We start from the raw sequence: 23,553 nt of genomic DNA, 5'->3' as shown, positions 1-23,553 counted from the left end.
CGTTTTCATGAGATGACGGAGAAGTTTCTTGGTTGAGCGGCGCTCCCCTTTCTACACCAGCATCGTTGGCCTCGGCGCCACGATGGGCCGGGTCGGCGGCGACTTCGTCTCGGCCAAAACTTATTCCGGCATCGCCGACGAGCATCTGAACACGCGCAAGAATGTCGGCGTGCAGGATCTCAGCACCATGGGCAAGATGGACATCAAGGGGGCGGAAGCCGAGGCGCTGGTCAACCACATCATCGTCAACGATGCGGCCGCGATGAGCCCCGGCCAGGTGCGCTATTCCACCGTCTGCCGCGACGATGGCGGCATCATGGACGACCTCACCGTGTTCCGGCTGGCGCCTGAGCATTTCATGCTGGTGACCGGCTCGGTCAACCGGCTGAAGATGCTGCCCTGGCTGCAACATCATGCTGAAGCGCGAAAGGCCTATGTCACCGACATCACGGCGGCCGTCGCCTTTCCGACGATACAGGGGCCGCGTTCACGCGAGCTGCTGAAAGCACTGGTTTCGGATGCCGATCTCGATGAGTTGAAACGCTGGGCGTTCACTTCAGGGCGCGTCGGCGAGACCAAAGTCCTGATCTCACGCACCGGGGTGACCGGCGAGCTCGGCTTCGAACTGTTCGTGCCGGCGGACGAGGCCACTTCCGTCTGGGACGCGCTGATGCGGACCGGTAGCGATTTCGGCCTGAAGCCATACGGCGTGCTGGCCATGTTCACGCTCGGGCTGGAAAAGGCCTATCCGGCGCATGGCATCGACATGGACGAGAGCCGTACGCCCTTCCATGTCGGGCTCGATCGCTGGATCAAGTTCGACAAGGGCGAGTTCATCGGCCGCGAGGCATTGCTCACAATTCGCGGCAAGGGGCTCGACGAACGCTGGACCGGGCTGACTCTCGACGGTGACAAGCCGGCCGCGACGGATGCCAGGGTTTTCGCCGACGGCGAGGATGCCGGCGTCGTCACCTACAGCGATCACGGCTATTCCTTAGGCAAAGTTCTGGCGACGGCGCATTTGCGGCTGCCGTTCACCGCCATCGGAACCGAGCTCAGCATCGACATCGACGGCAAGCCGACACGGGCGGTGGTGGCGCCGATGCCATTCTTCGATCCTGAAGGCGCTCGGCTGCGGGCCTAAATCAGGCTAACTTCGCTAGCAGCCGCATAAACGTGGCCGCTTCCTTGACCGTCAGCGGCGCCAGTGTCTCCTGGGTGATGGCGCGGGCCAACGGGATCAGCCGTTCGATCGCCTCGCGTCCCTCTGGCGTGAGGTTGACCAGCAGCCGCCTCTTGTCGACCTCGTGTTTGGTCAGATCGACCAGGCCACGCGCCTTCAGCCGGTCGATGACGCCCTTGACCGTCGCCGCATCCATGGCGATCAGCGTGCCCAACTGGTTCTGCGAGGTCTCGCCGACATCGTGCAGCTTGGCAAGTGCAGCGAATTGCGGCGGCGTCAGGTCGCTGATCTGGGCGGCAAAGATCGAGACATGGCGCTGATGCGCCTTGCGCAGGATGAAGCCGACCTGCTCCTGCAGGCGGTAGTCATGTTCGTCGGGCTCTTCGGCCTCGACGAGCTTGAGAAGATTGTCCCCGCCGCTCATCGCAAGCCGTCCCAGGCCTTGATGTCGCCGACCGCCAGGCCGCCCATGCGGTCGTGCACGCGGGGGCCGCAGCTCATGGCGAGGCAGAACAGGATTTCGTCGGCGCGCGGCCCGTCGCTGAGACCGACCTCCATGGCGTCGAAATGGCTACGCACATAGGCGGCGTTGGTGTGGCCGAGCGGCACGTCGAGCCGCGAGCCGAAGGCGCCGACCTTGGTTGCCGACGGCACGATCGCCTTGGCGTCGCCCAGCCGCTCGCGCATGGCGTAACCGCCGGGCACATGCCACAGCGCGCCGTGCTCCAGCTCCCCCGACGAGCCGACAATGGTGCCCTTGCCGTAGGCGTCGATCTGCTTGATGTCGCCGCCCAATGCGGCAATGAGCTTGTCGGTGAGCAGCAGGCCAAGCGGCTTCAGATCGTCCATGGCGCTCTGCAGTTCTTCGACGTAGCGGCCGGCGAACGGGTTCTTCACCAGCGCCACGGCCGCCGCGCGGCGGCGCGGCGCAGCTGCGACCGGGCCGCCATCGTGAAAAATCTCTTCGGTCAGAACCGCAATCTTGCGGATCGGAAACTCAGGCATGGGCAACTTCCTTCCCTGGATTTTTGTTGGGCGCGGCAAGCGCCATGGAACCACTGATGCGGGCTTCCCCACCTAGAAACAGCGCCGATGCGGCAATCAGGCCGCGCCGGCGAAAATCTTCGGCGACGGCAAGGCCATTGTCCAGCGCCCGCTCCACATCGCCACGCGCGAGCATGCCGACGGCTTGTGTCACCAGCCGCGCGCCGAGATCGCTGTCGGGCGCCAAGTCCTGCGCGGGAATGCGCTTGATGGCGGGATTGCCGGGCAGGTCGACGGCGTTGGCAATGAGTGTCGCGGCCGCATCGGCCTCGGCGCCGGTGTGCGCCAGCACGGTGACGGCGTCGGCAATGCCAAGCGAGAACGAACGGCCGCGCCAGCCGCTGGTGGCGACGCCGCGCACGCCGTCCGCCGAGCGAATGGTGAGGCGGTCGGCCATGCCGTTGCCGGTGCCGGCGATCGCCAGGTTCATCGACTGGCCCTTGCCGATATGGAGGGCGCTGTCGCCGCCATTGTTGACATAGGCCCGGTCGAGCTTGCGACCGGCAAGCAATGCCGAGAGCATTTCGTCGGCTACCGATCCGGCGACGGCGGCCATCGGCGTGATGAAGCATTCCGCCAAGGGCATGACGGCTGCTTCCATGCGCCGCGCCGTCGGGCCGGCGAAGGTGCGCGGCGCCAGGAAAAATGCCGGCAGCCGCAATTCGGGAAGCTCCTCGACCAACTCGATCAGGATCGTCTGGAAGCGCTCGATCGCCTGATCGTAGGCGGCACGACACTCAGCCGCCTCACCAAAGGCTTCGACGATCAGGTCGATCGGCCCGTGGTTGAGGTGCAGCCGCTTACCGTCCTGCAGCCAGTGGACTTGCGGGCCTTGCATCAGGTGGCCCCGTTCGAGCCGACGCGGCGCAATTGCGCGAGCGGCGGCCATGGGTTTTGAGCCTCGGCGGCTGAGCCGCGACGCGGGTTGAGATACTCGCCGCCTTTGGCAACGATATCCCCGACGCTTCGTATCTCGGCCTCGTAGCCGCCCAGCCGGACATAGTCGTCGCGACGCAGCGTGAATTCGATCGGCGCCACCAGTGCCGGGGTCGGGACATAACCGAACGCGCCTTCCGGCACGCGCATGACGTCGACCATCAGCGTGATGCCGCCGCCCGGCCAGACATAGACCGGCGCGCCGCCAACGGTAACATAGGTCTTCAAGCCCTGCACCGAGCGGGTGAGATTGACCGGGTTTTCGGTGACGCCGGCGCGCAGCGAACCGCCGGCGCCGCCGATGAACAGCACGGTGCAGAGCGCCGGCTCGCAATTGTCCTCGATCAGGCCGACCGATTTCTGCAGCCGCTCGGGGAACGGTTTTTCAACCGGCTTCAACTCGTCGTCGAGTTCGTAATAGGCGAACTGCTCGCCGGTGGTCGACACCATCAGCAGCGACAGGCCGGGGCGGGCGCCCTTCTTGGCGTTCCATCCGCCGAGGATCGACAGCGGGTCGGAAATCGAGGTGCCGCCCCAGCCAAGGCCGGGCTCGGAGACCTTGAAATAGCGGCCCGGCGTCGAGCGGCGGCCGATGATCTTGATGCCGGTGTCCTGCCAGCCCAGCACCTTGCCGGCCTGATGCTCGGAGACAACGCCGGTGATATGGTCGTCGACCACCACCACCTCGTCGACTAGGCCGCGCCATTGCGTGGCGAACATGCCGATCGTGGCCGAGCCGCAGCCGACCCGCATACGGTGTTCCTGCTTGCCGTCGATGACAGGTGGTTTGCCGGCTTCGACGATGATGGTGGCGCCGCCATCGATGGCCAGTTCGACCGGCTTGCGATTGCACAGACTGAGCATCGCGTCACAGGTTGCCCGGCCTTCGGCCTTGGAGCCGCCGGTCAGATGATGCACGCCGCCCAGCGACAGCATCTGCGAGCCATACTCGCCTGTCGTGACGTGGCCGATCGGCTCGCCTTGCGCGCGCACGATTGCCGTTTCGGGACCGAGATGGCGGTCGGTGTCGATCTTCACCTTGACGCCGCAGTACGAAAAAATGCCTTCGGTGACCACGGTCACCAGATCGACGCCCTCGACCTCCTGGCTGACGATGAAGGGGGCCGGCTTGTAGTCGGGATAGGTGGTGCCGGCGCCGATCGCAGTGACGAAGCGGCGGCCGGTGTTGACCAGTTCGCCGTCCCATTGCTCGCCCTCGGCGGTGAAGGGCACGACCGCGGCGCCACTCTCTGCCGCATGGTCGAGGATGGTCAGCGGGTCCATACGCACGATGCGGCCACCGACATTGCCGTAGCGGTCGCAGGCGCCGGTGCGGCCATCGGCGATGTAGCACATCACCGGACAGGCATCGCAGCGGATCTTTTCCGCCACCAGCTTTTCGCCCGGATCGTGGGTTTCGAAGCGTTCGGCAAGCTCGCTCATCGGCGTGCCTCCTTGTCGCGGATGCCATCTTGTTCGCGGATGGCGGCGCGGATGCGCGTCGGCGTCGCCGGAACCTTGGTGATGAGAACGCCGGTGGCGTGGCGTATGGCGTTGAGGATGGCGGGTGCGGTCGGGATCAGCACATGCTCGCCCAGGCCCTTGGCGCCGAACGGTCCCTCCGGATCGGGAACCTCGATCAATATGTGCTCGATCTCAGGCACATCGCCGATGGTCGGGATGAGATAGTCGTGCAAATTCTCGGTGCGACCGGGGATGTATTCCTCCATCAGCGCCATGCCGATGCCTTGCGCGATGCCGCCTTCGATCTGGCCTTCGACCAGCAGCGGGTTGATAGCCTTGCCGACATCGTGCGCGGCGGTGATTTTCAAGAGCTTCACCGTGCCGAGCTTGAGGTCGACCTCGAGTTCGGCGATCTGCGCGCCATAGCCGTAGACGGCGTAAGGCTTGCCCTGGCCCTTGGCATCGAGCGGCAGCGTCGGCGGATCGTAGGTCTCCTCGGCGCGAAAGACGAAACTGTCCGCATCGACATCGAGCGCGGCGAGATCGATACGCCGAGTGGCTTCGCCCTCACGAATGACGATCGCCGGGCCGTCCAATTGCAGGGTCGCGTTCTCCGAGACATTGGCAAAGCGCAGGATCTTTTCGCGCAAGGCGCGGCCGGCTTTTTCGGCCGCCTTGCCGGTGACAAAAGTCTGGCGCGAGGCCGATGTTTTGCCGGCGTCCGGGCTGATCGCGGTGTCGGCGCTTCTCAGCTTGAATTTTTCCAGCGGCAGGCCAAGTGCGTCGGCGCAGATCTGGGCAATGACGGTGTTGGAGCCCTGGCCGATATCGACGGCGCCCTGATGCAGGATGACCTCCCCCTCTGGCGAGATACCGACCCGGATGGTCGACGGATTGGGCAGCGAGGTGTTGCCGCAGCCATACCAGCAGGACGCGATGCCGACGCCGCGCTTTTTGCTCGTATTGGCATTGTTGAATGTATCTGCGTCGGCCTTCGCGCGAGCCCAATGCGGTCGCAAGGAGTCGAGGCACTGGAAAATGCCGACGCCCGACTCCAGTCGCTGTCCGGTAACCGTTTCGGATCCGTTCCGAAGGCAGTTCTTCAGCCGAAAATCGAGCCGGTCCATGCCAAGCTTGCCCGCAAGCTCATCGTAAAGCGTCTCCTGCATGATCGTCGCCTGCGGCACGCCGAAGCCACGGAAGGCGCCGGAAATCGGCCCGTGGGTGTGGATGGCGCGGCCTTCGGCGCGGTAGTTCGGCGTCGCATAGGGACCGGAGGCATGCACCGGCACGCGGTTGGCGACGGTCGGGCCCCAGCTGGCATAGGCGCCGGTGTTGAAATCGCCTGTGAAGACCATGCCGGTGACATGGCCCTCGGCATCTACGCCGATGGTCGCCTTCATCTCGGCGGGATGTCGCTTGGTGGTCGACATCATGGATTCATTGCGGGTGTAGGCCAGTGCTGCCGGCCGGCCGGTCTTCAGCGCCACAAGGCCGATGAGCGGCTGCAGTGAAACGTCCAGTTTCGAGCCGAAGCCGCCGCCGGTCGCGGTCGGCACGATGCGCACCTTGTCGACGGCAAGACCGAGCACCTTCGCCGTTTCGTCGCGGTCCATGTAGGGGGCCTGGGTGCAGGCGACGACGACCAGCGTGTCGCCGTCCATGTAGGCATGGCCGGCTTCCGGCTCGATGTAGGCGTGCTCGACATAGGAGGTGTCGATGGCACCGGACACTGTGAAGGCAGCCTCGCCAAGCGCCGCCTCGGGGTCGCCGCGCTCTACGAAGCCCTTGGTCAACAAATTGGCCGGGCGGTTCGCGTGGATGAGCGCCGCCCCTTCTGCCTGCGCGTCGCCGGGCTGCAGAAAATGCGGCAGCTCGGTCCAGCGGACCGGGAAATCCTGGAGGTCGAGATCGAGCATGGCCTCGCGCTCGCCGGCGACCAGCGCCACTGCCTCGCCGCGCAGCCGCGCAAAGCCTTCGGCCAGCGCCGGCTGGTCGGCAAACGGACCGATGACGCCGAAACAGTTTTTTCCCGGAATGTCGGCGGCGGTGAAGACGCCGACGATGCCGGGATGCGACTTCACCCAGCCCTCCAGGTCGCCGAAGGCGAAGCCGGCATGATAATGCGGCGAGCGGACCACCAGCACGGCCAGCGCATCGGCGGGAAACGCATCGGCGCCGAATTTTTCAGCGCCGGTGACTTTTGGCACGCCGTCGAGCCGGACCGGGGAGGCGCCTACAGCATTCCCTGTGGTTGGCCTTCTACGTTCAAAGTTGAATTCCAACGAATGACGTTGGCGCTGCCCCTCACCCTTACCCTCTCCCCGTGAAGAACGGGGAGCGGGGAGCGTCGGCGCTGGAGCACTTCCCTTCTCCCCGTCACTATACGGGGTGAGGGTGCCGGCAGGCGGATGAGGGGCAGCGCCGTCGGTCGACGTCTCGAACCGTCCCGCATCCATCACTGCCGCGATGATCTTTCTGTAGCCGGTGCAACGGCAGAGGATGCCGCCCAGCGCATCCTGCACCTCGGTCTCGGTCGGATTCGGCGTGCCATCCAGCAGCGCCGTTGCCGCGACCAGCAGCGCCGGCGTGCAGATGCCGCATTGCGCGGCGCCATGTGCCAGGAAGGACGCCTGCAGCGCCGACAGCCGGCGATCGGCGAGGCCTTCGACGGTCGTTACGGACGTCCCGGCTGCGGAGGCCGCCGGCATCAGGCAGGCGCAGACGGCGTCGCCGTCGACCAGCACTGTGCAGGCGCCGCAATCGCCGGCATCGCAGCCAACCTTGGTGCCCGTCAGCTGCAATTCGTCGCGCAAAACCTGCGACAGCCGGCGCAGCGGCGGCACATTGACCGAGACGGCGGCGCCATTGACGGCGAAGGCGATCTCGGCGCGCTCGATGCCGAGGCCCGGCACGAGGTCGGGCAGGGCTTCAATCATCTCGGAGTGGCTCATGCCGCCACCATGCTGTTGTCGTTCGTCAGCCCGCAGGCCCCCAGCACGGCGCGAGCGACAAGCTCGCGCGCTGCGTCGAGCCGGTATTCGGCGCTGCCGCGCACGTCGGCAATCGGCGAGAGCTCGGCCATCGGCGCGGACAGGAGCGCATCGGCGAGTGCCGGGCCGACAGGCTTGCCCACCAGCACGGCTTCGACAGCGGCGAGCCGCTTGGCCACGGCCGAGCAGGACCCGACCGCGACAGCGGCTTCCATGACCATGCCATCCTCGGCAACGAGGCGCGCCGCCACCATGGCGATGGAGATGACGAGGTAGCGCCGCGCACCGAGCTTGACGAAGGCCGACGTGCCGGTGGCCCTGGGCTTCGGCACCCGGATGGCGGTAACCAGCTCGCCCGGTAGCAGCGCGGTGCGGCGGTTGCCGAGAATGAACTCCTGCAGCGGCAGATAACGCGTCGCGGCTGCAGAGCGCAGCTCGACCTCGGCGTCCAGCACCAGCAGTCCCGGAACGCCATCGGCGGCAGGCGAAGCATTGCAGAGATTGCCGGCGATCGAGGCGACATTCTGGATCTGCAGGGAGCCCACTTCGCGCGCGGCCTGCTTCAGCGCATCGAAAGCCGCCGGCAATGGATGGCGGATAAGGTCGGTCCATGTGGTGCGGGCGCCCAAAACCCAATGTGTTTCGGTCTCGGCAATGCCGCGCAGCGAGTGCAGGCCGTTAATATCGAGAACATTCTCGCGGAACGGTTTGGCGCCCTGCGCCGGATAGAAATCGGTGCCGCCGGCAAGCACGCGCCAGGCGCCCTCGCCCAGCAGAGCGAGCGCCTCGTCGAGCGTGGTGGGTTTCGCGTAACGGATCACGCTTTGCCTTCCAAAAAAATCGGCCTTCCCATTGGGGCCTTCAAGGGTGGGGTCTTCCCCAACCCCGCCAGTGTCTGACCAGGCCAAATTCATTCGTATGCAAATGATATCAAGCTGGCGGAAATTGTCAAAGCCGGAGTTTAAGGGAACCCGGCCGCCACGCATTTGTTACGTCCGCGCACGATCCCCAAAAATCGGAATCGATTTTCGGAAAGGATCCTGCGCAAAGTAAAGTGCTACAGCGTCCTTTGCGCGTCCGAAGGGGACGCGCGGCGCTGTAGGAGGTTGACGCAGGCGGCCATCCGGTCAAGTTTCTGCATCCGGTCGCATCAGCGGCGTATTTCACTCGATCCCCCGTTCGAGACGTAGAAGAGGAGAGGCGCCATGGCCGACGAAGCGCTTGTTGTCATCGACCTGCAAAACGACTTCTGCCCCGGCGGCGCGCTGGCGGTTGCCGGCGGCGACGAGATCGTGCCGCTGGTCAACGATATGATTCGGCACGCCGAGCATGTCGTGCTGACGCAGGACTGGCACCCGGCCGGACATTCGAGCTTTGCCTCCAGCCATCCGGGTGCCCAGCCCTTCAGCGCCATCGAGATGCCCTATGGGCCGCAGACGCTGTGGCCCGACCATTGCATCCAGGGCAGCCTCGGCTCGGACTTTCACTCGGGGCTCGCCTGGACCAAGGCCGAGTTGGTGATCCGCAAGGGGTTCCGCCTCGATATCGACAGCTACTCCGCCTTCTTCGAGAACGACCACAAGACGCCGACCGGGCTCGCCGGCTACCTCAAGGAGCGCGGCATCGGCACCGTGACCCTGGTTGGTCTGGCGACCGACTTCTGCGTCGCCTTCTCGGCCCTCGACGCGGTCAAGCAAGGCTTCACGACGACGGTGCGGCTCGACGCCTGCCGCGGCATCGATCTCAACGGTTCGGTCGAGGCGATGCTGAAGCGGATGCGCGATGCCGGGGTGAAGCTCGAAGACCCGATCTCGGAGTGACTGGATCGTGACGCATCGAGGGGGCTGCACACAGTTGGGGAAGGCTTTCGCGGCAGGTGTACTCGCTTCCGCTGTGTCTCCGCAAATGGCCTTCGCGGCCGAGGCCCGCGGCCTGCCCGATGCTGCCATGTCGCTGTGGTGGGCGCTGCCTTTCGCCGGCCTGCTGCTCTCGATCGCCACCGGACCGCTGCTGTTCCACCATGTCTGGGAGCATCATTACGGCAAGATCGCCGCCGGCTGGGCAGCGCTGGCGGTCATCCCGCTGATGGTTGCATTCGGCGTTCCGGTAGCCGGTGAAGCCGTGCTGCACACGCTGCTCACCGAATACATGTCCTTCATTATCCTGCTGTTCGCGCTCTACACCATTTCGGGCGGCATCCTTGTCGCCGGCAACATCCATGGCACGCCGCTGGTCAATGCCGGGCTGCTGCTCGTCGGGGCGATGCTGGCCTCGGTGATCGGCACCACCGGCGCCTCGATGATCCTGATCCGGCCGATGCTGCGCGCCAACGACAACCGGCAGTTCAACGCCCATGTCGTCATCTTCTTCATCTTCCTGGTGTCCAACATCGGCGGCTCGTTGACGCCCTTGGGCGACCCGCCATTGTTCGTCGGGTTCCTGCGCGGCGTCGACTTCTTCTGGACGTCGGCGAACCTCTGGCGCGAGACGCTGTTTACCGGCGGCCTGGTGCTGCTTGTCTTCCTGGCCATCGACATCATGCTGCATCGCCGTGAAGGCGGCGCGCCGAAGATCAAGGATCCGACGCCGGATACGAAGGTGCGCCTTCGCGGCCTGGCCAATCTGCCGCTGCTGGCCGGCGTCATTGCCGCGATCCTGCTGTCGGCAGCGTGGAAGCCGGGCGTGAGCTTTTCAGTGCTGGGCGTGAGCCTCGAACTGCAGAACCTGGCGCGCGACGCCATCATCCTGGGGCTCGCCGGACTGTCGCTTGTCGTGTCACTCAAGAGCCATCGCGAGGCCAACGGCTTCACCTGGGGCCCGATCGCGGAGGTGGCGAAACTGTTTGCTGGCATCTTCATCTGCATCGTGCCGGTCATTGCCATCCTTCGCGCCGGCCATGACGGCGCGCTGGCGCCGCTGGTGGCGCTGGTGACGTCACCCACCGGCCAGCCCAATGATCTCGCCTATTTCTGGCTGACCGGCGGGCTGTCGTCCTTCCTCGACAATGCGCCGACCTATCTGGTGTTTTTCGAACTCGCAGGCGGCGACGCGCGGCACCTGATGACGGAGGCGGCCTCGACGCTGGCCGCGATCTCGGCCGGCGCGGTGTTCATGGGCGCCAACACCTATATCGGCAATGCACCCAACTTTATGGTCTACGCCATAGCCCGGCATCGCGGCGTGAAAATGCCGGGTTTCTTCGGCTACATGGCGTGGTCGGGCCTGGTGCTGATGCCGATCTTTGTGATTGCGGGTTTTTTGTTCTGATGCAAAGGGCGCTAGGCCCTTACCTCCCCTTGTGGGGAGGTCGGACCGAAGGTCCGGGTGGGGGTCGGCGCCGCCCCCACCCGGCTGCTTCGCAGCCACTTGCCGGGGCGAGCCACGGGTCTCGCCCGTCCTTCGGACCCCCACAAGGGGGAGGGTAAAGTCTATCCCACCCCTACATATCGGCGCACCGCCGACGGATCGGCGCGAAGCTGTTCGACATCCACCGTCTCGCGGTTGCGGCCGTTCTCGATGAAGCAGACGCGGTCGGCGACGGACAGCACGGCGTCGACGCGCTGTTCGACCAGAATGGTGGAGACACCTAGCTCACGCAGCTTCACCACCGTCTCGCGGATCTTGGCGATCATCGACGGCATCAGCCCCTCCGTCGGCTCGTCTAGCAACAGCACCTGCGGCTCCAGACAAAGGGCGCGGGCCATGGCCAACATCTGCTGTTCGCCACCGGACAAAGTGCCGGAGCGCTGCCGCAGCCGCTGGCGCAGCAACGGGAAGAGGTCGAGCACGCTCTCGCGCGTCGCTCTTCCGTTGCCGCGCGCCATCAGTCCGATCTCGATGTTTTCCGCCACCGTCATCTCGGCGAACAGCCGCCTGCCTTGCGGTACATAGGCGACGCCGGCCTTGGGCACCTCATGCGCCGGCAGGCCGGTCAACTCCTTGCCGGCGAGCCGGATCGAACCGGCGCTCGAGCGAACCAGCCCCATGATTGCTTTCAGCGCCGTCGTCTTGCCGGCGCCGTTGCGACCGAACAGGCACAGCACCTCGCCCTTGTTGAGCACGAGATCAAGCTCGTAAAGCACCTGAACCTCGCCATAGAAGCAGTCGAGCCTGGAGATGGTCAGCGCTTCAGTCTCGTGGGCCTCAGTCTCGTGGGCCTCAGTCTTGTGGGCTTCGCTCATGGCGCCGTCCCCAGATAGGCTTCCTGCACCTGTGTGTTGGCGCGAACCTGTTCGGGCGTGCCTTCGGCCAGGATCTTGCCGGCGTTGAAGACGGTGATGCGGTCCGCCAGCTGCATGACGACCGGCATGTTGTGCTCGATCAGGAGCACGGTGGCGCTCTTGGCAATCTCGCGCACCAGTCCGATGAAATTGTCGATCTCGCTGTCGGCCAGCCCCTGCGTCGGCTCGTCGAGGATCAAAAGCCGCGGCTTAAGCGCCAGGCCCATCGCGACTTCCAGCAGGCGCTGGTGGCCGTAGGAAAGCTGGCCGGCCGGCATATGGGCGCGGCCGGCAAGTCCGGTGCGTTCCAGCGCGGCCATGACGCCGGTGCGCACCGCACCTTTCGAGCGGCCATCGGTCAGCGTGCGCTGCACCGGCAACGCGACATTATCGTAGGCAGAGAGGTTGGCGAAGACGCTGGTGATCTGGAAGGTGTAGGCAATGCCCCGGCGCACCCTGAGATAGGCCGGCTGGCTGGTGATGTCGGCGCCGTCGAAGACGATCATGCCGGACGATGGCTGAATGCGGCCGCTGACCAGGCTGACGAAGGTGGTTTTGCCGGCGCCATTGGGGCCGATGACGGCGCGGATCTCGCCCGGCATCAGCTGAAAATCGACTCCGTCGACGGCGCGCAGGCCGCCGAAACTGCGCGCCAGGCCTTTGGTGGTCAGCAACGGCATCATGGGAGCCACCCGAGCCAGCGCTGGCGGATGGTGCCCAGAATGCCTTTGGGGAAAAACAGCACCAGCAGGATGAGCGCAATACCGACGATCAGGAGATAGGCGGAGGTGTAGCCGCTGGCGGTGTCGATGACATAGTACATGAACACCGTGCCGAGCAGCGCGCCCAGCGTCGTGGCGGCGCCGCCGAGCAGCACCCAGAGCAGCGGCAGGATGGAATACTGCACCGAGGCAAAGCTCGAGCCGACATAGCCGAACAGCAGCGCATAGGCCGCACCCGAGGCGGCGCAGATGGTGCCGGAGACGACGACGGCGATCAGCTTGTTGGAGAAGGTGTCGTAGCCCAGCATTTTCGTGCGCTCCTCGTTCTCGCGCACCGCGACCAGCACGCGGCCATAGCGGGAGCGGACGATGGCGAGGGTGATCAGCAGCACGACCGAGAACAGCGCCAGCGCGCTCATGTAGCGCACGGTCGGGTTGGTTAGGTCGAGCGATGTCGCGCCGAAGGCCAGAACCCGCGCCGGCTGCGGCACGACCAGACCCTGGTCGCCGCCGGTCCAGGCGGCGAAATAGAGGATGACGAGGTAAAACACCTGCGCGAACATCATGGTGACGATCATGAAGGCGACGCCGGTGGTGCGCAGCGCCAGCAGGCCGATCACCAGTGCCAGCAGCGCGCCGCAGGCGATGCCGGCGAGGAAAGCCAAAGGCACGCTCCAGCCGAGATGGATGACCGCGAGACCAGCGCCATAGAGCCCGGCGGCGAAGAACATGGCGTGGCCGAGGCTGAGCAGGCCGACATAGCCGAACAGCATGTTGTAGCCCATGGCGAACACCGCCAGCACCATGATTCGGGCCAGCAGGCCATGATGGTAGTCGGGCAGGACGAAGCTCAGCGCAAACAGTAGCGCGATGACGCCGAGATGCAATGCATAGGCTTTTGCCGGCGAAGCTTCGCTCATCGCGACGCCTGCCCGAACAGGCCCTGCGGCCGGAATACCAGCACCATGGCCACCAGCAGCGTGGCGATGATCTTGGCCAAAGTCGGCGAAAAGAACACCGAGATGATGCCGTCGGACAGGCCGATCAGCACGGCGGCGACGACGGTGCCGCGCAGCGAGCCGAGGCCGCCGATGATGACGACGATGAAGGACAACAGCAGCGGGTCCTGCCCCATCAGGTAGTGCGCCTGACTGATCGGCACGATCAGCACGGCGGCGATGGCCGCCAGCATGGCGCCGAGCGCGAAGACGCCGGCATAGACGCGGTCGACCGGAATGCCGAAGGCCTGCGCCGTTTCGCTGTCATATTGGGTGGCGCGCATGATGAGGCCGATCTTGGTGCGCGTTAGCACCAGCCATGTGGCGATGAGCAGAAGCGCGGAGGCGGCGATGATCGACAGCTTGTAGCCGGAATAGCCGAACCAGGGCAGCAGGATGCGGTAGCTGAAGGGCGGCTCCACCGGGCGCGCTTCCGGGCCATAGAAGCTCAACGCCAGCTGCTGGATGATGTAGAGCATGCCGATCGTGGCGACGATGGTGGCTTCCGGATTGTAATTGAGCCGGCGCAGCACAAGCCGCTCGGCTACCAGCGCAATGGCGCCGACAATCAGCGGCGCAATCACCAGCGCCGCCAGGAAGCCGAGCGTGGGATGGCCGGGTATCGCCGTCGAGATCGCCCAGGCCAGCACCGCGCCCAGCATGAAGAACTCGCCATGGGCGACGTTGACGACGCGCATGACGCCGAACACCAGCGACAGCCCAAGCGCCGTCAGCGCCAACACGGCTGAGGTGACAAGGCCTTCGAGGGCGGCGAGGAGGAGATGGGGTCCGAAATGCATTCAGGGCGCCCTTACCCTCCCCTTGTGGAGAGGGTGACCGCGCAGCGGTCGGGTGGGGGTTGGGCACGGGCCGTCGCGACCCCCACCCCGTCTCGCAAGCTTCGCAAAAGTGCGAAGCTTGCGTGCCGACCCTCCCCACAAGGGGGAGGGTAAGGCGCCTCACAGCGCCTGCGTCGTATAATCCCCTTCGGCCTCGTAAAGCCCGTCCTCGATCTTGGTCTTGTGGACGACCTTCATCTTGCCGCCTTCGACCTTGGAGATGTTCTGGATGCCAAAACACTGGTGGATTTTGCCGTTGAAGGTCTTCGGGCCTTGCGGATGCTCCGGGCCTTCGGCGAATTCGGTCAGAGCCTCGGTCGCCTCGACCAGCTTGGCGCGGTCTTCCGGGCCCTTGTAGCCGGCATCTTCCATCGCCTTCTTGACGACATAGAGCGTCTCCCAGCAGCCGAACATGTGGGCGGCGGTGGAGACGTCCTTGGGGTCGCCGACGGCAGCCCCATTGTCGTCGATGCCGACAGCGGCGCGGTAGGCTTTCTGGGCGGCCGAGTCATTGGCCTGCGCATAGCGCGGCGAACCTTCCCAGAAATGGCTGCCGTCCAAAAATTCGAGGCCGGGGCTGTTGATGTCGGTGGCTTCGAGCGAATCGATGAAGCCGAACAGTTGCGGCCGGTTGGAGCCGTAGAACTCGCCGAGTTCCTTGACGAAGGTGAGCACGGCCGGGCCGACCATCACGTGGTAGATGACTTCGGTCTCGGCGGGTATCTGCGGGAAGTATTTCGTGAAAGACGACTCTGTCGGCGGGATGGCGATCTGGGCGATGACCTCGGCGCCTTGCGCCTTCAGCGCCGGCGGCAGGTAGTCGCGATGGTCGTAGCCGAAGGCGAAATCCGGGAAGATCTGCGTCACCTTCTTGCCGGCATTGGCCGCGATCCACGGCGCCATCGACTGGATCTGGCTCTTCACATCGGTGATGCCAGGCTGGAAGACGTAGCGGTTGAGCTTGGTCGAAGCGACGTGGTGGCCTTCGCTGACGACGAAATACGGGATCTTGTTTTCGCCGGCGGCCGGCGCCGAGCCGATCACCACATGCGAGAACAGCGTGCCGAAGACGATGTCGGTCTTGTGCTGGGTGGCGAACTTGCCGACCACCTCGGCGCCACGGCCGGGATCGGTGCCGTCATCCTCGATCACCAGTTCGACAGGTCGGCCATTGATGCCGCCGGCGTCGTTGATCGCCTTGACCGCGGCGGCACTGGTCTTTTCATACCAGCGGCCATAGGCGGCGCCGATGCCGGTGCGGTGCGACTGGAAGCCGATCTTGATTGGCGCCGAACTCTGCGCCTGGCTGTAGCGGACGAAGCCGGGCGCGAGCGTCAGCCCGGCGCCGACGGCGAGACCTTTCAGCGCGGTGCGGCGGCTAAGGGTGGATTTGGAGAGATCGAAAAACCCATTCTTGTCAGTCACGGCAGTTCCCCTGTTTTTGAGTTTTGACTGTCTGTAACGAGGCAAGGCCACTCCCTTGCAGGAGGGGCAGAAATTGCATGTGTACAAACTAAATCACCAAAGCACAGAGCTTGCAAGCGGGCTTTCCGCAAAGGCATGTGGATCAGCTTGTCTCATCCGGCCGTCGGCGTGGCAAGCAACCACAGGCCGAAGATCGTGTAGGCAATCATCAGCATGGTGAGCGGCAACTGGCTGAGGGCGGCGCGCGATGGCACCTGGTGCAGTCGCCAGGCCAGTCCATGGGCAACGAGCACCGCCAGCATGTGCCCGGCGATGATGATGCCGGCCTGCAGGTTCCACAGCCACCAGGCGGAGTGGGCCCCGGCGACGATGCCGGCCTCGATCTGCATGTCGGCGGCGCCGAACAGGTTCCATCCCAGCGCGAACGGGTCGGACAAAGCGGCAATCGCATACTGGCCGTCGACCAGCAGCGCCGTCAGATAGTGCGCGACATGATAGGCGAGCGCGATCGGTACGATCGACCAGACCAGCAGCCCGGCGGCCTCGCCGTGGGAATGTCGGCTGCCGGCAAGGCGCTGGCCGAGTATGACGGCCAGCAGGAATGCCGCCGCGAGCAGGACGAAGGTCAGCACGAGGCCGAAGCTGCTTATGCCGATGAGCGCGGTGCGGCCGGGATATTCCAGCGGGTTGATGCCGGACAGGCCGAGCCAGAAGAAGGTTTTCGACAGGCCGTCGAAGGACACCGATGACAGGCTGAGCAGCAGGAAAGCGATGCCGCTTGCCGGCAGGGGTGCCGCGCCGAGCAGTATTGAGCCCGGCCAGCAGAGAGCGAGCCGCCCGTGTTCATCGCGCTCGACGATGGCGAAGCGCGCCACCATGGCGAAGAACACCGTCAGGAATTCGCCGCGCCGGCTCCAATCGCGGTAGCCGAAGGCGAGCATGGCGATGAAGGTAAGCAACCAGTAGAGGCCGGCGACATAGGCAAGCCGCGCCGGGTCGTCGGGCGCCGGGTAGATCAGCTCGAACCAGGCGAAGGCGAAGAACAGGATAACGGCCGGCCAGCAGCCGAGCCATGAAGGCAAACGCGATTCCTGTCCCTCACGACCACGAAACTTGAACAGGCGGCTTTCGATCCGCCGCGGGCCATACCATGGATTCAGCCACGACCAGAGATCGCCGAACAGGCCTTGCGCGATGGCAAGGCCGACCCAGAGCAGCGTCCAGATGGTTAGCGACAGCGGATTGGAGAGCGGGTCGCGGCTGCCGAACAGGCCGGCGGCGATGAGCGTTGCGAAGCCGGCAAAGGAGATGAGGCTGATGATTGTGCGGGCGGTGTCGCTGAAGGTGAAAAGTTGTAAGCGGCGGCGCCAGAAGCGGTCGAGGGTTGCGGGTGGCAGCAGGGCGAGGACGAGGAAGCTGACCGCGACGGCAAGCGCGCCGCCGGCGATGTAGTAGCCGGTGGGAAGCAGGAGGACGTGGCCGCGGTCGGAGGCGTGGGCGAAGGCAGGGGTGGGGAGGAGTGTGAGGGTGGGGGAGCAGGCGACATATGTCAGCCTGACGCGATCCTTCACACCCCCCTCTGGCCTGCCGGCCATCTCCCCCGCAAGGGGGGAGATTGGATGTCGCCGGGGCTTTCGCCAACTTTCAAGGGTAAAGAAAGAGGCGCGGTACTCGACGGTGCCAATCTCCCCCCTTGCGGGGGAGATGTCCGGCAGGACAGAGGGGGGTGGGCGGGAACTCACGCTATCGCGATTTTCATTTCGTCCAGCAAGGCACCCACCGACCCTCAAACCTTGACCAGCTGCTCCACGCGGTCCTTCGCCCCAAAAATCCGAAGATAGCGCTCGATCTCCTTCTTGTCGCCCGTCGCTTTCGCCGGATTGTCCGACAGCTTCACCGCCGGCCGGCCATTGGCCTCCGTCACCTTGCAGACCAGCGATATCGCATCCAGGCTGTTGGTTTCGGTCGGCGCGCAGCCTTCGAAATCGTTGGTGAGGTTGGTGCCCCAGCCGAAGGACATGCGCACCTTGCCCTTGAAGTGCCTGTAGGTCTCCTCGATGGTTTCGACCTCGAGACCGTCGGAGAAGATCAGCAGCTTCTGCCTGGGGTCCTTGCCCTTCTCGCGCCACCAGTCGATGATTTTTTCGCCGCCTTCGATCGGCGGCGCGCTGTCGGGGCGGAAGCCGGTCCAGTCGGCGACCCAGTCCGGGGCGTCGCGCAGGAAGGATGCGGTGCCGAAAGCGTCGGGCAGCACGATCAGCAGGTTGCCGCCGTAATAGCGCTGCCAGTCCTGCAGCACCTTGTAGGGCGATTCCTTCAATTCCTTTTCCGACTTGGCAAGGGCGGCAAAAACCATCGGCAATTCATGCGCGTTGGTGCCGAGCGCTTCGAGGTCGTTGTCCATGGCCAGCAGCACGTTCGAGGTGCCGGTGAAGGCTTCGCCAATGCCTTCCTTGAGCGCCTCGACGCACCAGCGCTGCCACAGGAAGGAATGGCGGCGGCGGGTGCCGAAATCGGAGATGCGGATGCCGGGCAGCGCCTTCAAGCGTTCGGTCTTGGCCCACATCTTCCCCTTGGCGCGTGCATAGAGCACGTCAAGCGCGAAGGGACCGAAGGCGCGCATGGCGGCGCGGGAACGAAGCTCATTGATGATCGCCAGCGCCGGGATTTCCCACAGGGTGGTGTACATCCAGGGACCGCTGAAGGAGAGCTCGTACTGACCGTCGCGCTTGGACAGCTCGTAGTCGGGCAGCCGAAAACCTTCCAGCCAGGCGAGGAATTCCGGCTCGAAGATCTGCTTGCGGCCATAGAAATTGTTACCGCCAAGCCAGATCATCTCCTTCTTGGAGAAGCGCAGCGTGCGGGCATGGTCGAGCTGGTCGCGCAATTCGCCTTCGTCGATGTCGTCGGCCAGGCGCACCGAGGTGGTGCGGTTGATCAGCGAAAAGGTGGCGTCGACCTTGGGGTACATGCCCCAGATCATCTGCAGCATCAGAAGCTTGTAGAAATCGGTGTCGAGCAGGCTGCGGACGATCGGGTCCAGCTTCCAGGTGTGGTTGTAAACGCGCCGCGCTATATCGGTTCTTGCCATGTCCTGCCGTCGCCTTCGCTGCTCACGTCTGTCTTACGCAATTCCGGACGGAAAACCGCCGCACTCGTTTCCTGGAATTGCCTGGCAAGAGCTTAGTAGCATTGAATTTTTGAAAGCGCTTCCCGCTTTCCGGGCTGGCCCGACAAAAAGCAGCCGCTCCGGTCCAGCCTCAACTCTTGGCGCCCACCACCCGCAGCGCCGGACGCTTCCGGCGGCTGCCGATGCGGCCGGCCACCGGCGCGTCGGCCCGGCTGTCGGCCTGTTCCTTTTCGGCAAACAGCCAGTCGACGAACAATTGCACGATCGGCGCCGAACGCATCTCGTTGCGGCAGACGACGTAGAAATCGTCGACTGCCGGCACCGACAGGCTGAACGGCGCCACCAGCAGGCCCCTGGCGAGCAGCATGCTGGCGGTGACGGAATCACCGAGCGCCACGCCATGTCCGTGCACCGCGGCTTCGATCGCCGTACGGGCGTCGCCGAGATGGTGGCGGCGGCCACGTTCGAGGTCGAGCCCATCGGCGGCGGCCAGCCAGGTGTGCCATTCGCGGCCATCATCGCCATGCAGGATGACATGGCCAGCAAGATCCCGGCAGATGCGGAGCGGCCGGTTGTTGATCAGCGTCGGACTGACCACCGGGAACAGTTCGAGGCCCGACCATTTGCGCATCCAGCAATCGGTCCAGCTGCCGTCGCCATAGAGCACGCAGACATCGACCTGTGGGGCGCGGATGTCCTTGGGGTCGTTGGACGGGATCAGCGTCAGCCTGATGTCGGGGTATTGCGCCATGAAGCTGCCGAGCCGCGGCGTCATCCATAGAAGCAGCAGCGCCGGCACGCAGGACACCGACAGTGTACCGGCGCTGGCTGGCCTGGTCATGCGCTGGGTGGCGGCGGCGATGCCGTCGAAGGCGGTCGAGACCGCCGGCAGCAATTCGGCGCCGTGCGGGGTGAGCTTTACCCGCTGTCCGGTGCGTTCGAACAGTTTTACGCCGAGTGATTGCTCGAGCGCCTTGATCTGGTGGCTGATCGCGCCGTGGGTGACGTTGAGCTCACTCGCCGCCTTGGTCAGCGAGGCATGCCGCGCCGTCGCCTCGAAGGCGCGCAAGGGATTCAAGGGGGGCAGACGCTTGGCCATTAGCAACCGGATACTCTGTGAGATTTTCTCACAATCAGCACCGTAACAATATCAATTGATTTTTCAATGCGGCTGCCGGACACTTTGGCAGGTCAACAGCATTAATGACGTGAAATCTACAGGCAGCCAGCGGGACAGCGACCCGGCCGGATGATGGTCAGTTTGCAGACGCTGCCGCATGCACCAGCCCGGCAGGAGGAGACCGACATGGGTTATGACAGAGGCAAGCTCGACGCGCTGCGCCGCAAATATGGCGAGAGCCATGGCGGCGAGATGTTCGACCCGAAGTTCCGCAAGGTCGCCGACAAGATCTTCTCCAAGAGCGGCACCCGACTCGCGCCCTATGCCGGCATCCCGACCTTCCTCGCCGCGCCCTACCGTGAAATCGCTGCCGACAATCCGGATTTCGGCGATTTGCAGGTGGCGATCATCGGCGTGCCGATGGATCTCGGCGTCACCAACCGGCCCGGCTCGCGCTTCGGGCCAAGGGCGCTGCGCGCCATCGAGCGCATCGGCCCTTACAATCATGTGCTGGAATGCGCGCCGACGCATGAGCTGCGCGTCGCCGACATCGGCGATACGCCGTTCCGCAGCCGCTACCGGCTGGAGGTCAGCCACGAAGACATCGAGCGCCGCACCAACCAGATCGTCGATGCCGGCGTGCTGCCGCTTTCGGTCGGCGGCGACCACTCGATCAGCCATCCGATCCTGAAGGCGGTCGGCAAGAAGGCGCCGGTCGGCATGATCCATATCGACGCCCATTGCGACACAAGCGGGCTGTTCGACATGACCAAGTTCCATCATGGCGGACCGTTCCGCAACGCGGTGCTGGACGGCGTGCTCGACCCGACCCGCACTATCCAGATCGGCATCCGCGGCTCGGCGGAGTATCTGTGGGAGTTCACCTATGAATCCGGCATGACGGTCGTGCATGCCGAAGAGGTGACGGGTCTCGGCATCCCGGCCATCATCGAGAAGGCGCGCAGAATAGTCGGCGACGGCCCGACCTACATTTCCTTCGACGTCGACAGTGTCGATCCGGCCTTCGCGCCGGGTACCGGCACGCCGGAAATAGGCGGCCTGACGACGCGCGAGGTGCTCGAACTGCTGCGCGGCTTGAAAGGTCTCAACATTGTCGGCGGCGATGTCGTCGAGGTGGCGCCGCAATATGACGCGACCACCAACACCGCCCATGTCGGCGCCCAGGTCCTGTTCGAGATCCTGAGCCTGATGGTGTTCAGCCCGGCGATCACCGGCAAGGGGGCCTGACGGATTTCACATGCAAAGGCGGCCGCCGCGCTGGAGCCGGCGGCCGTTTCCAAAACAAACAAGCTTCCAGAAGGGGAATACCAATGACAATCCAAATGAAATCAACCATCGCCGCTGCGCTGATGCTCGCCGGCCTCGGCTTCGCCTCCCAGGCCAATGCCGACGCCGTCGACGACATCATCAAGGCCGGCGCCATCAATGTCGGCATCTTCTCCGACTTTCCGCCCTTCTCCTCGGCCAGCGCCGATATGAGCATCAAGGGTTACGACGTCGACGTCGCGCAGGCGATCGCCGATTCACTTAAGGTGAAGCTCAATCTGGTCAGCGTCACCGGCCAGAACCGCATCCCGTATCTCACCGACAAGCGCGTCGATATCCTGATGAGCGTCGGCTATTCCAAGGAGCGCGAGGAGGTGATCGATTTCGCCGCCGCCTATGCGCCCTACTACATCGCCGTCATCGGTCCGGCAGCGCTTTCGATCAAAGGCAAGGAAGATCTCGCCGACAAGTCGATCGCCGTCAATCGCGGCACGCTCGAGGATACGTCGTTGACCGAAGCGGCGCCGTCATCGGCCGACATCAAGCGCTTCGACAACTACAATTCCGTCATCCAGGCCTTCATCTCCGGCCAGACCCAGCTGATGGTGGTCGGCAATGATGTCGGCGCGCAGGTGCTGGCCAAGCAGGACGCGCTGAAGCCGGAGCAGAAGTTCCAGCTTTTGACCTCGCCTTCGCATATCGGCCTCAACAAGAAAGAGGACCGGCTGAAGACGGCGGTCAATGATGCGGTTGCCAAGATGCTGGCCGACGGCAAGCTCGACGAGAGCTCGAAGGCCTGGCTGAAGACGCCGCTCAATCCCGACAACCTCAAGGATTGAGTTCTCGTGGCCTTTGCCTGGCTCCCAGGTGCTGTGGGCGACATCGCGCGCGGCGCGGCCACGACGATCCTGTTGATCGTCGTGACCACGCTCGTGGGCACGCTGCTCAGCATCCTGGGCGCTGCCGGCCGGCGCAACGGCCCGGTATTCGTGAAGCGCGCCATCGCGGTCTATGTCGAGGTGATGCGCAACACGCCGTTCCTGGTGCAGCTGTTCTTCATCTTCTTCGGCCTGCCCAGCCTCGGCATAAGGCTCGACCCGATCCTGGCCGCCATGCTGGCAATGACGCTCAACATGGCGGCCTACACCATTGAAATCGTCGGCGCCGGTCTCGATGCCGTGCCCGGCGGACAGACGGAAGCAGCGCTTGCACTGGGCTTGAGACCGCGCCAGGTCTTCATCAAGATCGTGCTGCCGCAGGCGCTCAAGGTGATCTACCCGGCGCTGACCAGCCAGATCGTCATCATGATGCTGGAATCGGCCGTGGTGTCGCAGATCGCCGTGCGCGAGCTGACCTATGAGGCCGACATGCTGCAAGCCCGCACCTTCCGGTCCTTCGAAACCTATTTCGTCGTGACCCTGGTCTACCTCGTCCTGTCCATGGCCTTGCGCCGGCTGCTGGTCACAGGCGGGCGCCGCGTATTGGGGGCAGGTGTCACATGATCGAATTCACCTTCTGGGACATCGTTCGCAATCTGCTGCTCGCCGCCCGCTGGACGGTGCTGTTGTCGCTGGCCGCCTTTGTCGGCGGGGCGCTGGTCGGGCTGATCGTGCTGTTCTTCAGGATCGCAGAGAATAAATGGAGCCAGCGGGTCGCTTCCGGCTACATCGCCCTGTTCCAGGGAACGCCGCTGTTGATGCAGCTGTTCCTGATGTTCTTCGGCCTGCCGATGCTCGGCCTGCGCATCGAGCCATGGACGGCAGCGGTGCTCGGCCTGACCTTCTTCGCCAGCGCCTATCTGGCCGAGATCTGGCGCAGCGGCGTCGATGCGCTGCCGCGCGGGCAGTGGGACGCCGGCGCCAGCCTTGGGCTGCACCGTCTGCAGGAGCTCAGGCTGATCATCCTGCCGCAGGCGTTCTCGATCACAAGGGCGCCGATCGTCGGCTTCCTGGTGCAGTTGATCAAATCGACGGCGCTGACCTCGATCATCGGCTTCGAGGAGCTGGTCAGAACCTCCAACGCCATCAACAACGCCACCTTCGAACCGTTCAAGGTCTACGGGCTGGTGGCGCTGATCTTCTTCGTCATGTGCTTTCCACTGACGCAATACGCCCGTACGCTCGAACAACGAGCGGCGGCCCACTGACGCCAGGCGGCGACAGTGCGTGAAGGGAACCTGCCGGAATAGAACG

21 protein-coding genes are annotated in these 23,553 nt (G+C 64.6%); 7 read left to right on the top strand and 14 right to left on the bottom strand.

Annotated elements, in window-relative coordinates; translation table 11 throughout:
* Positions 1-28 precede the first annotated feature (28 nt).
* On the top strand, positions 29-1,144 hold the full coding sequence (locus NLY44_RS24325) for an aminomethyl transferase family protein (RefSeq protein ID WP_023806234.1): 1,116 nt from the start codon (positions 29-31) through the stop codon (positions 1,142-1,144).
* A gap of 1 nt (position 1,145) precedes the next feature.
* On the opposite strand, the gene NLY44_RS24320 is transcribed toward NLY44_RS24325, so the two are convergent.
* Genes NLY44_RS24320 through NLY44_RS24295 form a run of 6 tightly spaced genes read right to left on the bottom strand, consistent with a single transcriptional unit; the run spans position 1,146 to position 8,441 of the window.
* Positions 1,146-1,607, bottom strand: coding sequence for a MarR family winged helix-turn-helix transcriptional regulator (locus tag NLY44_RS24320; protein ID WP_023736893.1), 462 nt, complete (start codon positions 1,605-1,607; stop codon positions 1,146-1,148).
* Positions 1,604-2,188: an amino acid synthesis family protein gene (locus tag NLY44_RS24315; RefSeq protein ID WP_023806235.1), complete on the bottom strand. Its 585-nt coding sequence runs from the start codon at positions 2,186-2,188 to the stop codon at positions 1,604-1,606. The genes NLY44_RS24320 and NLY44_RS24315 overlap by 4 nt, the downstream gene beginning before the upstream one ends.
* A complete protein-coding gene (locus NLY44_RS24310; protein WP_023729752.1) occupies positions 2,181-3,065 on the bottom strand; it encodes a UPF0280 family protein in 885 nt (294 codons plus the stop codon). Before NLY44_RS24310 ends, NLY44_RS24315 begins: the two co-directional genes overlap by 8 nt.
* A complete protein-coding gene (locus NLY44_RS24305; RefSeq protein WP_023806236.1) occupies positions 3,065-4,606 on the bottom strand; it encodes a hypothetical protein in 1,542 nt (513 codons plus the stop codon). Before NLY44_RS24305 ends, NLY44_RS24310 begins: the two co-directional genes overlap by 1 nt.
* Positions 4,603-7,566 carry a molybdopterin-dependent oxidoreductase gene (locus NLY44_RS24300; RefSeq protein ID WP_031356168.1) on the bottom strand — a complete coding sequence of 988 codons (2,964 nt, stop codon included), beginning with the start codon at positions 7,564-7,566 and terminating at the stop codon, positions 4,603-4,605. Before NLY44_RS24300 ends, NLY44_RS24305 begins: the two co-directional genes overlap by 4 nt.
* Before the next feature lie 11 nt (positions 7,567-7,577).
* Positions 7,578-8,441: an FAD binding domain-containing protein gene (locus NLY44_RS24295; protein ID WP_023671290.1), complete on the bottom strand. Its 864-nt coding sequence runs from the start codon at positions 8,439-8,441 to the stop codon at positions 7,578-7,580.
* 384 nt (positions 8,442-8,825) lie between these two features.
* Between NLY44_RS24295 and pncA the strand changes: the two genes are divergently transcribed.
* Both pncA and NLY44_RS24285 read left to right on the top strand, forming a co-directional pair.
* A complete protein-coding gene (pncA, locus tag NLY44_RS24290) occupies positions 8,826-9,440 on the top strand; it encodes a bifunctional nicotinamidase/pyrazinamidase (RefSeq protein ID WP_023671289.1) in 615 nt (204 codons plus the stop codon).
* 85 nt (positions 9,441-9,525) lie between these two features.
* Entirely contained in the window at positions 9,526-10,887 is a 1,362-nt protein-coding gene (locus NLY44_RS24285; protein WP_050588558.1) for a sodium:proton antiporter, read from the top strand.
* Between the two features lie 161 nt (positions 10,888-11,048).
* Here the strand turns inward: NLY44_RS24285 and NLY44_RS24280 are convergent, their stop codons facing one another.
* From NLY44_RS24280 to gcvA, 8 genes are all read right to left on the bottom strand, one after another.
* On the bottom strand, positions 11,049-11,801 hold the full coding sequence (locus tag NLY44_RS24280) for an ABC transporter ATP-binding protein (protein ID WP_023806238.1): 753 nt from the start codon (positions 11,799-11,801) through the stop codon (positions 11,049-11,051).
* A complete protein-coding gene (locus NLY44_RS24275) occupies positions 11,798-12,523 on the bottom strand; it encodes an ABC transporter ATP-binding protein (RefSeq protein WP_023689193.1) in 726 nt (241 codons plus the stop codon). Before NLY44_RS24275 ends, NLY44_RS24280 begins: the two co-directional genes overlap by 4 nt.
* Complete coding sequence (locus NLY44_RS24270; protein ID WP_023689192.1) at positions 12,520-13,482, bottom strand: branched-chain amino acid ABC transporter permease; 963 nt, start codon at positions 13,480-13,482, stop codon at positions 12,520-12,522. Before NLY44_RS24270 ends, NLY44_RS24275 begins: the two co-directional genes overlap by 4 nt.
* Entirely contained in the window at positions 13,479-14,360 is an 882-nt protein-coding gene (locus NLY44_RS24265) for a branched-chain amino acid ABC transporter permease (RefSeq protein WP_023806239.1), read from the bottom strand. Before NLY44_RS24265 ends, NLY44_RS24270 begins: the two co-directional genes overlap by 4 nt.
* A gap of 159 nt (positions 14,361-14,519) precedes the next feature.
* Entirely contained in the window at positions 14,520-15,824 is a 1,305-nt protein-coding gene (locus tag NLY44_RS24260) for an ABC transporter substrate-binding protein (RefSeq protein ID WP_023806240.1), read from the bottom strand.
* A 152-nt stretch (positions 15,825-15,976) separates the two neighbouring features.
* Positions 15,977-17,419 (bottom strand): hypothetical protein, encoded by a 1,443-nt coding sequence (locus tag NLY44_RS24255; protein WP_023806241.1) that lies wholly within the window; start codon positions 17,417-17,419, stop codon positions 15,977-15,979.
* A 191-nt stretch (positions 17,420-17,610) separates the two neighbouring features.
* Positions 17,611-18,915 carry a nicotinate phosphoribosyltransferase gene (gene pncB, locus NLY44_RS24250; RefSeq protein ID WP_023683568.1) on the bottom strand — a complete coding sequence of 435 codons (1,305 nt, stop codon included), beginning with the start codon at positions 18,913-18,915 and terminating at the stop codon, positions 17,611-17,613.
* A gap of 169 nt (positions 18,916-19,084) precedes the next feature.
* Positions 19,085-20,053 (bottom strand): transcriptional regulator GcvA, encoded by a 969-nt coding sequence (gcvA, locus tag NLY44_RS24245; RefSeq protein ID WP_023671280.1) that lies wholly within the window; start codon positions 20,051-20,053, stop codon positions 19,085-19,087.
* 207 nt (positions 20,054-20,260) lie between these two features.
* On the opposite strand from gcvA, the gene speB reads away from it, so the two are divergent.
* The 4 genes from speB (at position 20,261) to NLY44_RS24225 (ending at position 23,507) form a co-directional block, all read left to right on the top strand.
* On the top strand, positions 20,261-21,322 hold the full coding sequence (gene speB, locus NLY44_RS24240) for an agmatinase (protein ID WP_023695895.1): 1,062 nt from the start codon (positions 20,261-20,263) through the stop codon (positions 21,320-21,322).
* Positions 21,323-21,405: 83 nt separating this feature from the next.
* Complete coding sequence (locus NLY44_RS24235; protein WP_023806242.1) at positions 21,406-22,200, top strand: transporter substrate-binding domain-containing protein; 795 nt, start codon at positions 21,406-21,408, stop codon at positions 22,198-22,200.
* Between the two features lie 6 nt (positions 22,201-22,206).
* Positions 22,207-22,863 carry an amino acid ABC transporter permease gene (locus tag NLY44_RS24230; protein ID WP_023671277.1) on the top strand — a complete coding sequence of 219 codons (657 nt, stop codon included), beginning with the start codon at positions 22,207-22,209 and terminating at the stop codon, positions 22,861-22,863.
* A complete protein-coding gene (locus tag NLY44_RS24225; protein WP_023695893.1) occupies positions 22,860-23,507 on the top strand; it encodes an amino acid ABC transporter permease in 648 nt (215 codons plus the stop codon). Before NLY44_RS24230 ends, NLY44_RS24225 begins: the two co-directional genes overlap by 4 nt.
* The last annotated feature ends 46 nt before the right edge of the window (positions 23,508-23,553 follow it).

The sequence above is a fragment of the Mesorhizobium sp. C089B genome (assembly GCF_030323125.1).
Lineage (GTDB): Bacteria > Pseudomonadota > Alphaproteobacteria > Rhizobiales > Rhizobiaceae > Mesorhizobium.
The sequence above is the reverse complement of the archived record's forward strand: the minus strand, read 5'-3'. Positions and strand labels throughout refer to the sequence as shown.

Coding starts and splice junctions, on each gene's coding strand:
- pncB (WP_023683568.1), bottom strand. CDS start 18,915: ATGGCAAGAACCGATATAGCGCGGCGCGTTTACAACCACACCTGGAAG.
- NLY44_RS24235 (WP_023806242.1), top strand. CDS start 21,406: ATGACAATCCAAATGAAATCAACCATCGCCGCTGCGCTGATGCTCGCC.
- NLY44_RS24255 (WP_023806241.1), bottom strand. CDS start 17,419: ATGGCCGGCAGGCCAGAGGGGGGTGTGAAGGATCGCGTCAGGCTGACA.
- NLY44_RS24320 (WP_023736893.1), bottom strand. CDS start 1,607: ATGAGCGGCGGGGACAATCTTCTCAAGCTCGTCGAGGCCGAAGAGCCC.
- speB (WP_023695895.1), top strand. CDS start 20,261: ATGGGTTATGACAGAGGCAAGCTCGACGCGCTGCGCCGCAAATATGGC.
- NLY44_RS24300 (WP_031356168.1), bottom strand. CDS start 7,566: ATGATTGAAGCCCTGCCCGACCTCGTGCCGGGCCTCGGCATCGAGCGC.
- pncA (WP_023671289.1), top strand. CDS start 8,826: ATGGCCGACGAAGCGCTTGTTGTCATCGACCTGCAAAACGACTTCTGC.
- NLY44_RS24265 (WP_023806239.1), bottom strand. CDS start 14,360: ATGCATTTCGGACCCCATCTCCTCCTCGCCGCCCTCGAAGGCCTTGTC.
- gcvA (WP_023671280.1), bottom strand. CDS start 20,053: ATGGCCAAGCGTCTGCCCCCCTTGAATCCCTTGCGCGCCTTCGAGGCG.
- NLY44_RS24310 (WP_023729752.1), bottom strand. CDS start 3,065: ATGCAAGGCCCGCAAGTCCACTGGCTGCAGGACGGTAAGCGGCTGCAC.
- NLY44_RS24315 (WP_023806235.1), bottom strand. CDS start 2,188: ATGCCTGAGTTTCCGATCCGCAAGATTGCGGTTCTGACCGAAGAGATT.
- NLY44_RS24275 (WP_023689193.1), bottom strand. CDS start 12,523: ATGATGCCGTTGCTGACCACCAAAGGCCTGGCGCGCAGTTTCGGCGGC.
- NLY44_RS24225 (WP_023695893.1), top strand. CDS start 22,860: ATGATCGAATTCACCTTCTGGGACATCGTTCGCAATCTGCTGCTCGCC.
- NLY44_RS24280 (WP_023806238.1), bottom strand. CDS start 11,801: ATGAGCGAAGCCCACAAGACTGAGGCCCACGAGACTGAGGCCCACGAG.
- NLY44_RS24285 (WP_050588558.1), top strand. CDS start 9,526: ATGGCCTTCGCGGCCGAGGCCCGCGGCCTGCCCGATGCTGCCATGTCG.
- NLY44_RS24305 (WP_023806236.1), bottom strand. CDS start 4,606: ATGAGCGAGCTTGCCGAACGCTTCGAAACCCACGATCCGGGCGAAAAG.
- NLY44_RS24270 (WP_023689192.1), bottom strand. CDS start 13,482: ATGAGCGAAGCTTCGCCGGCAAAAGCCTATGCATTGCATCTCGGCGTC.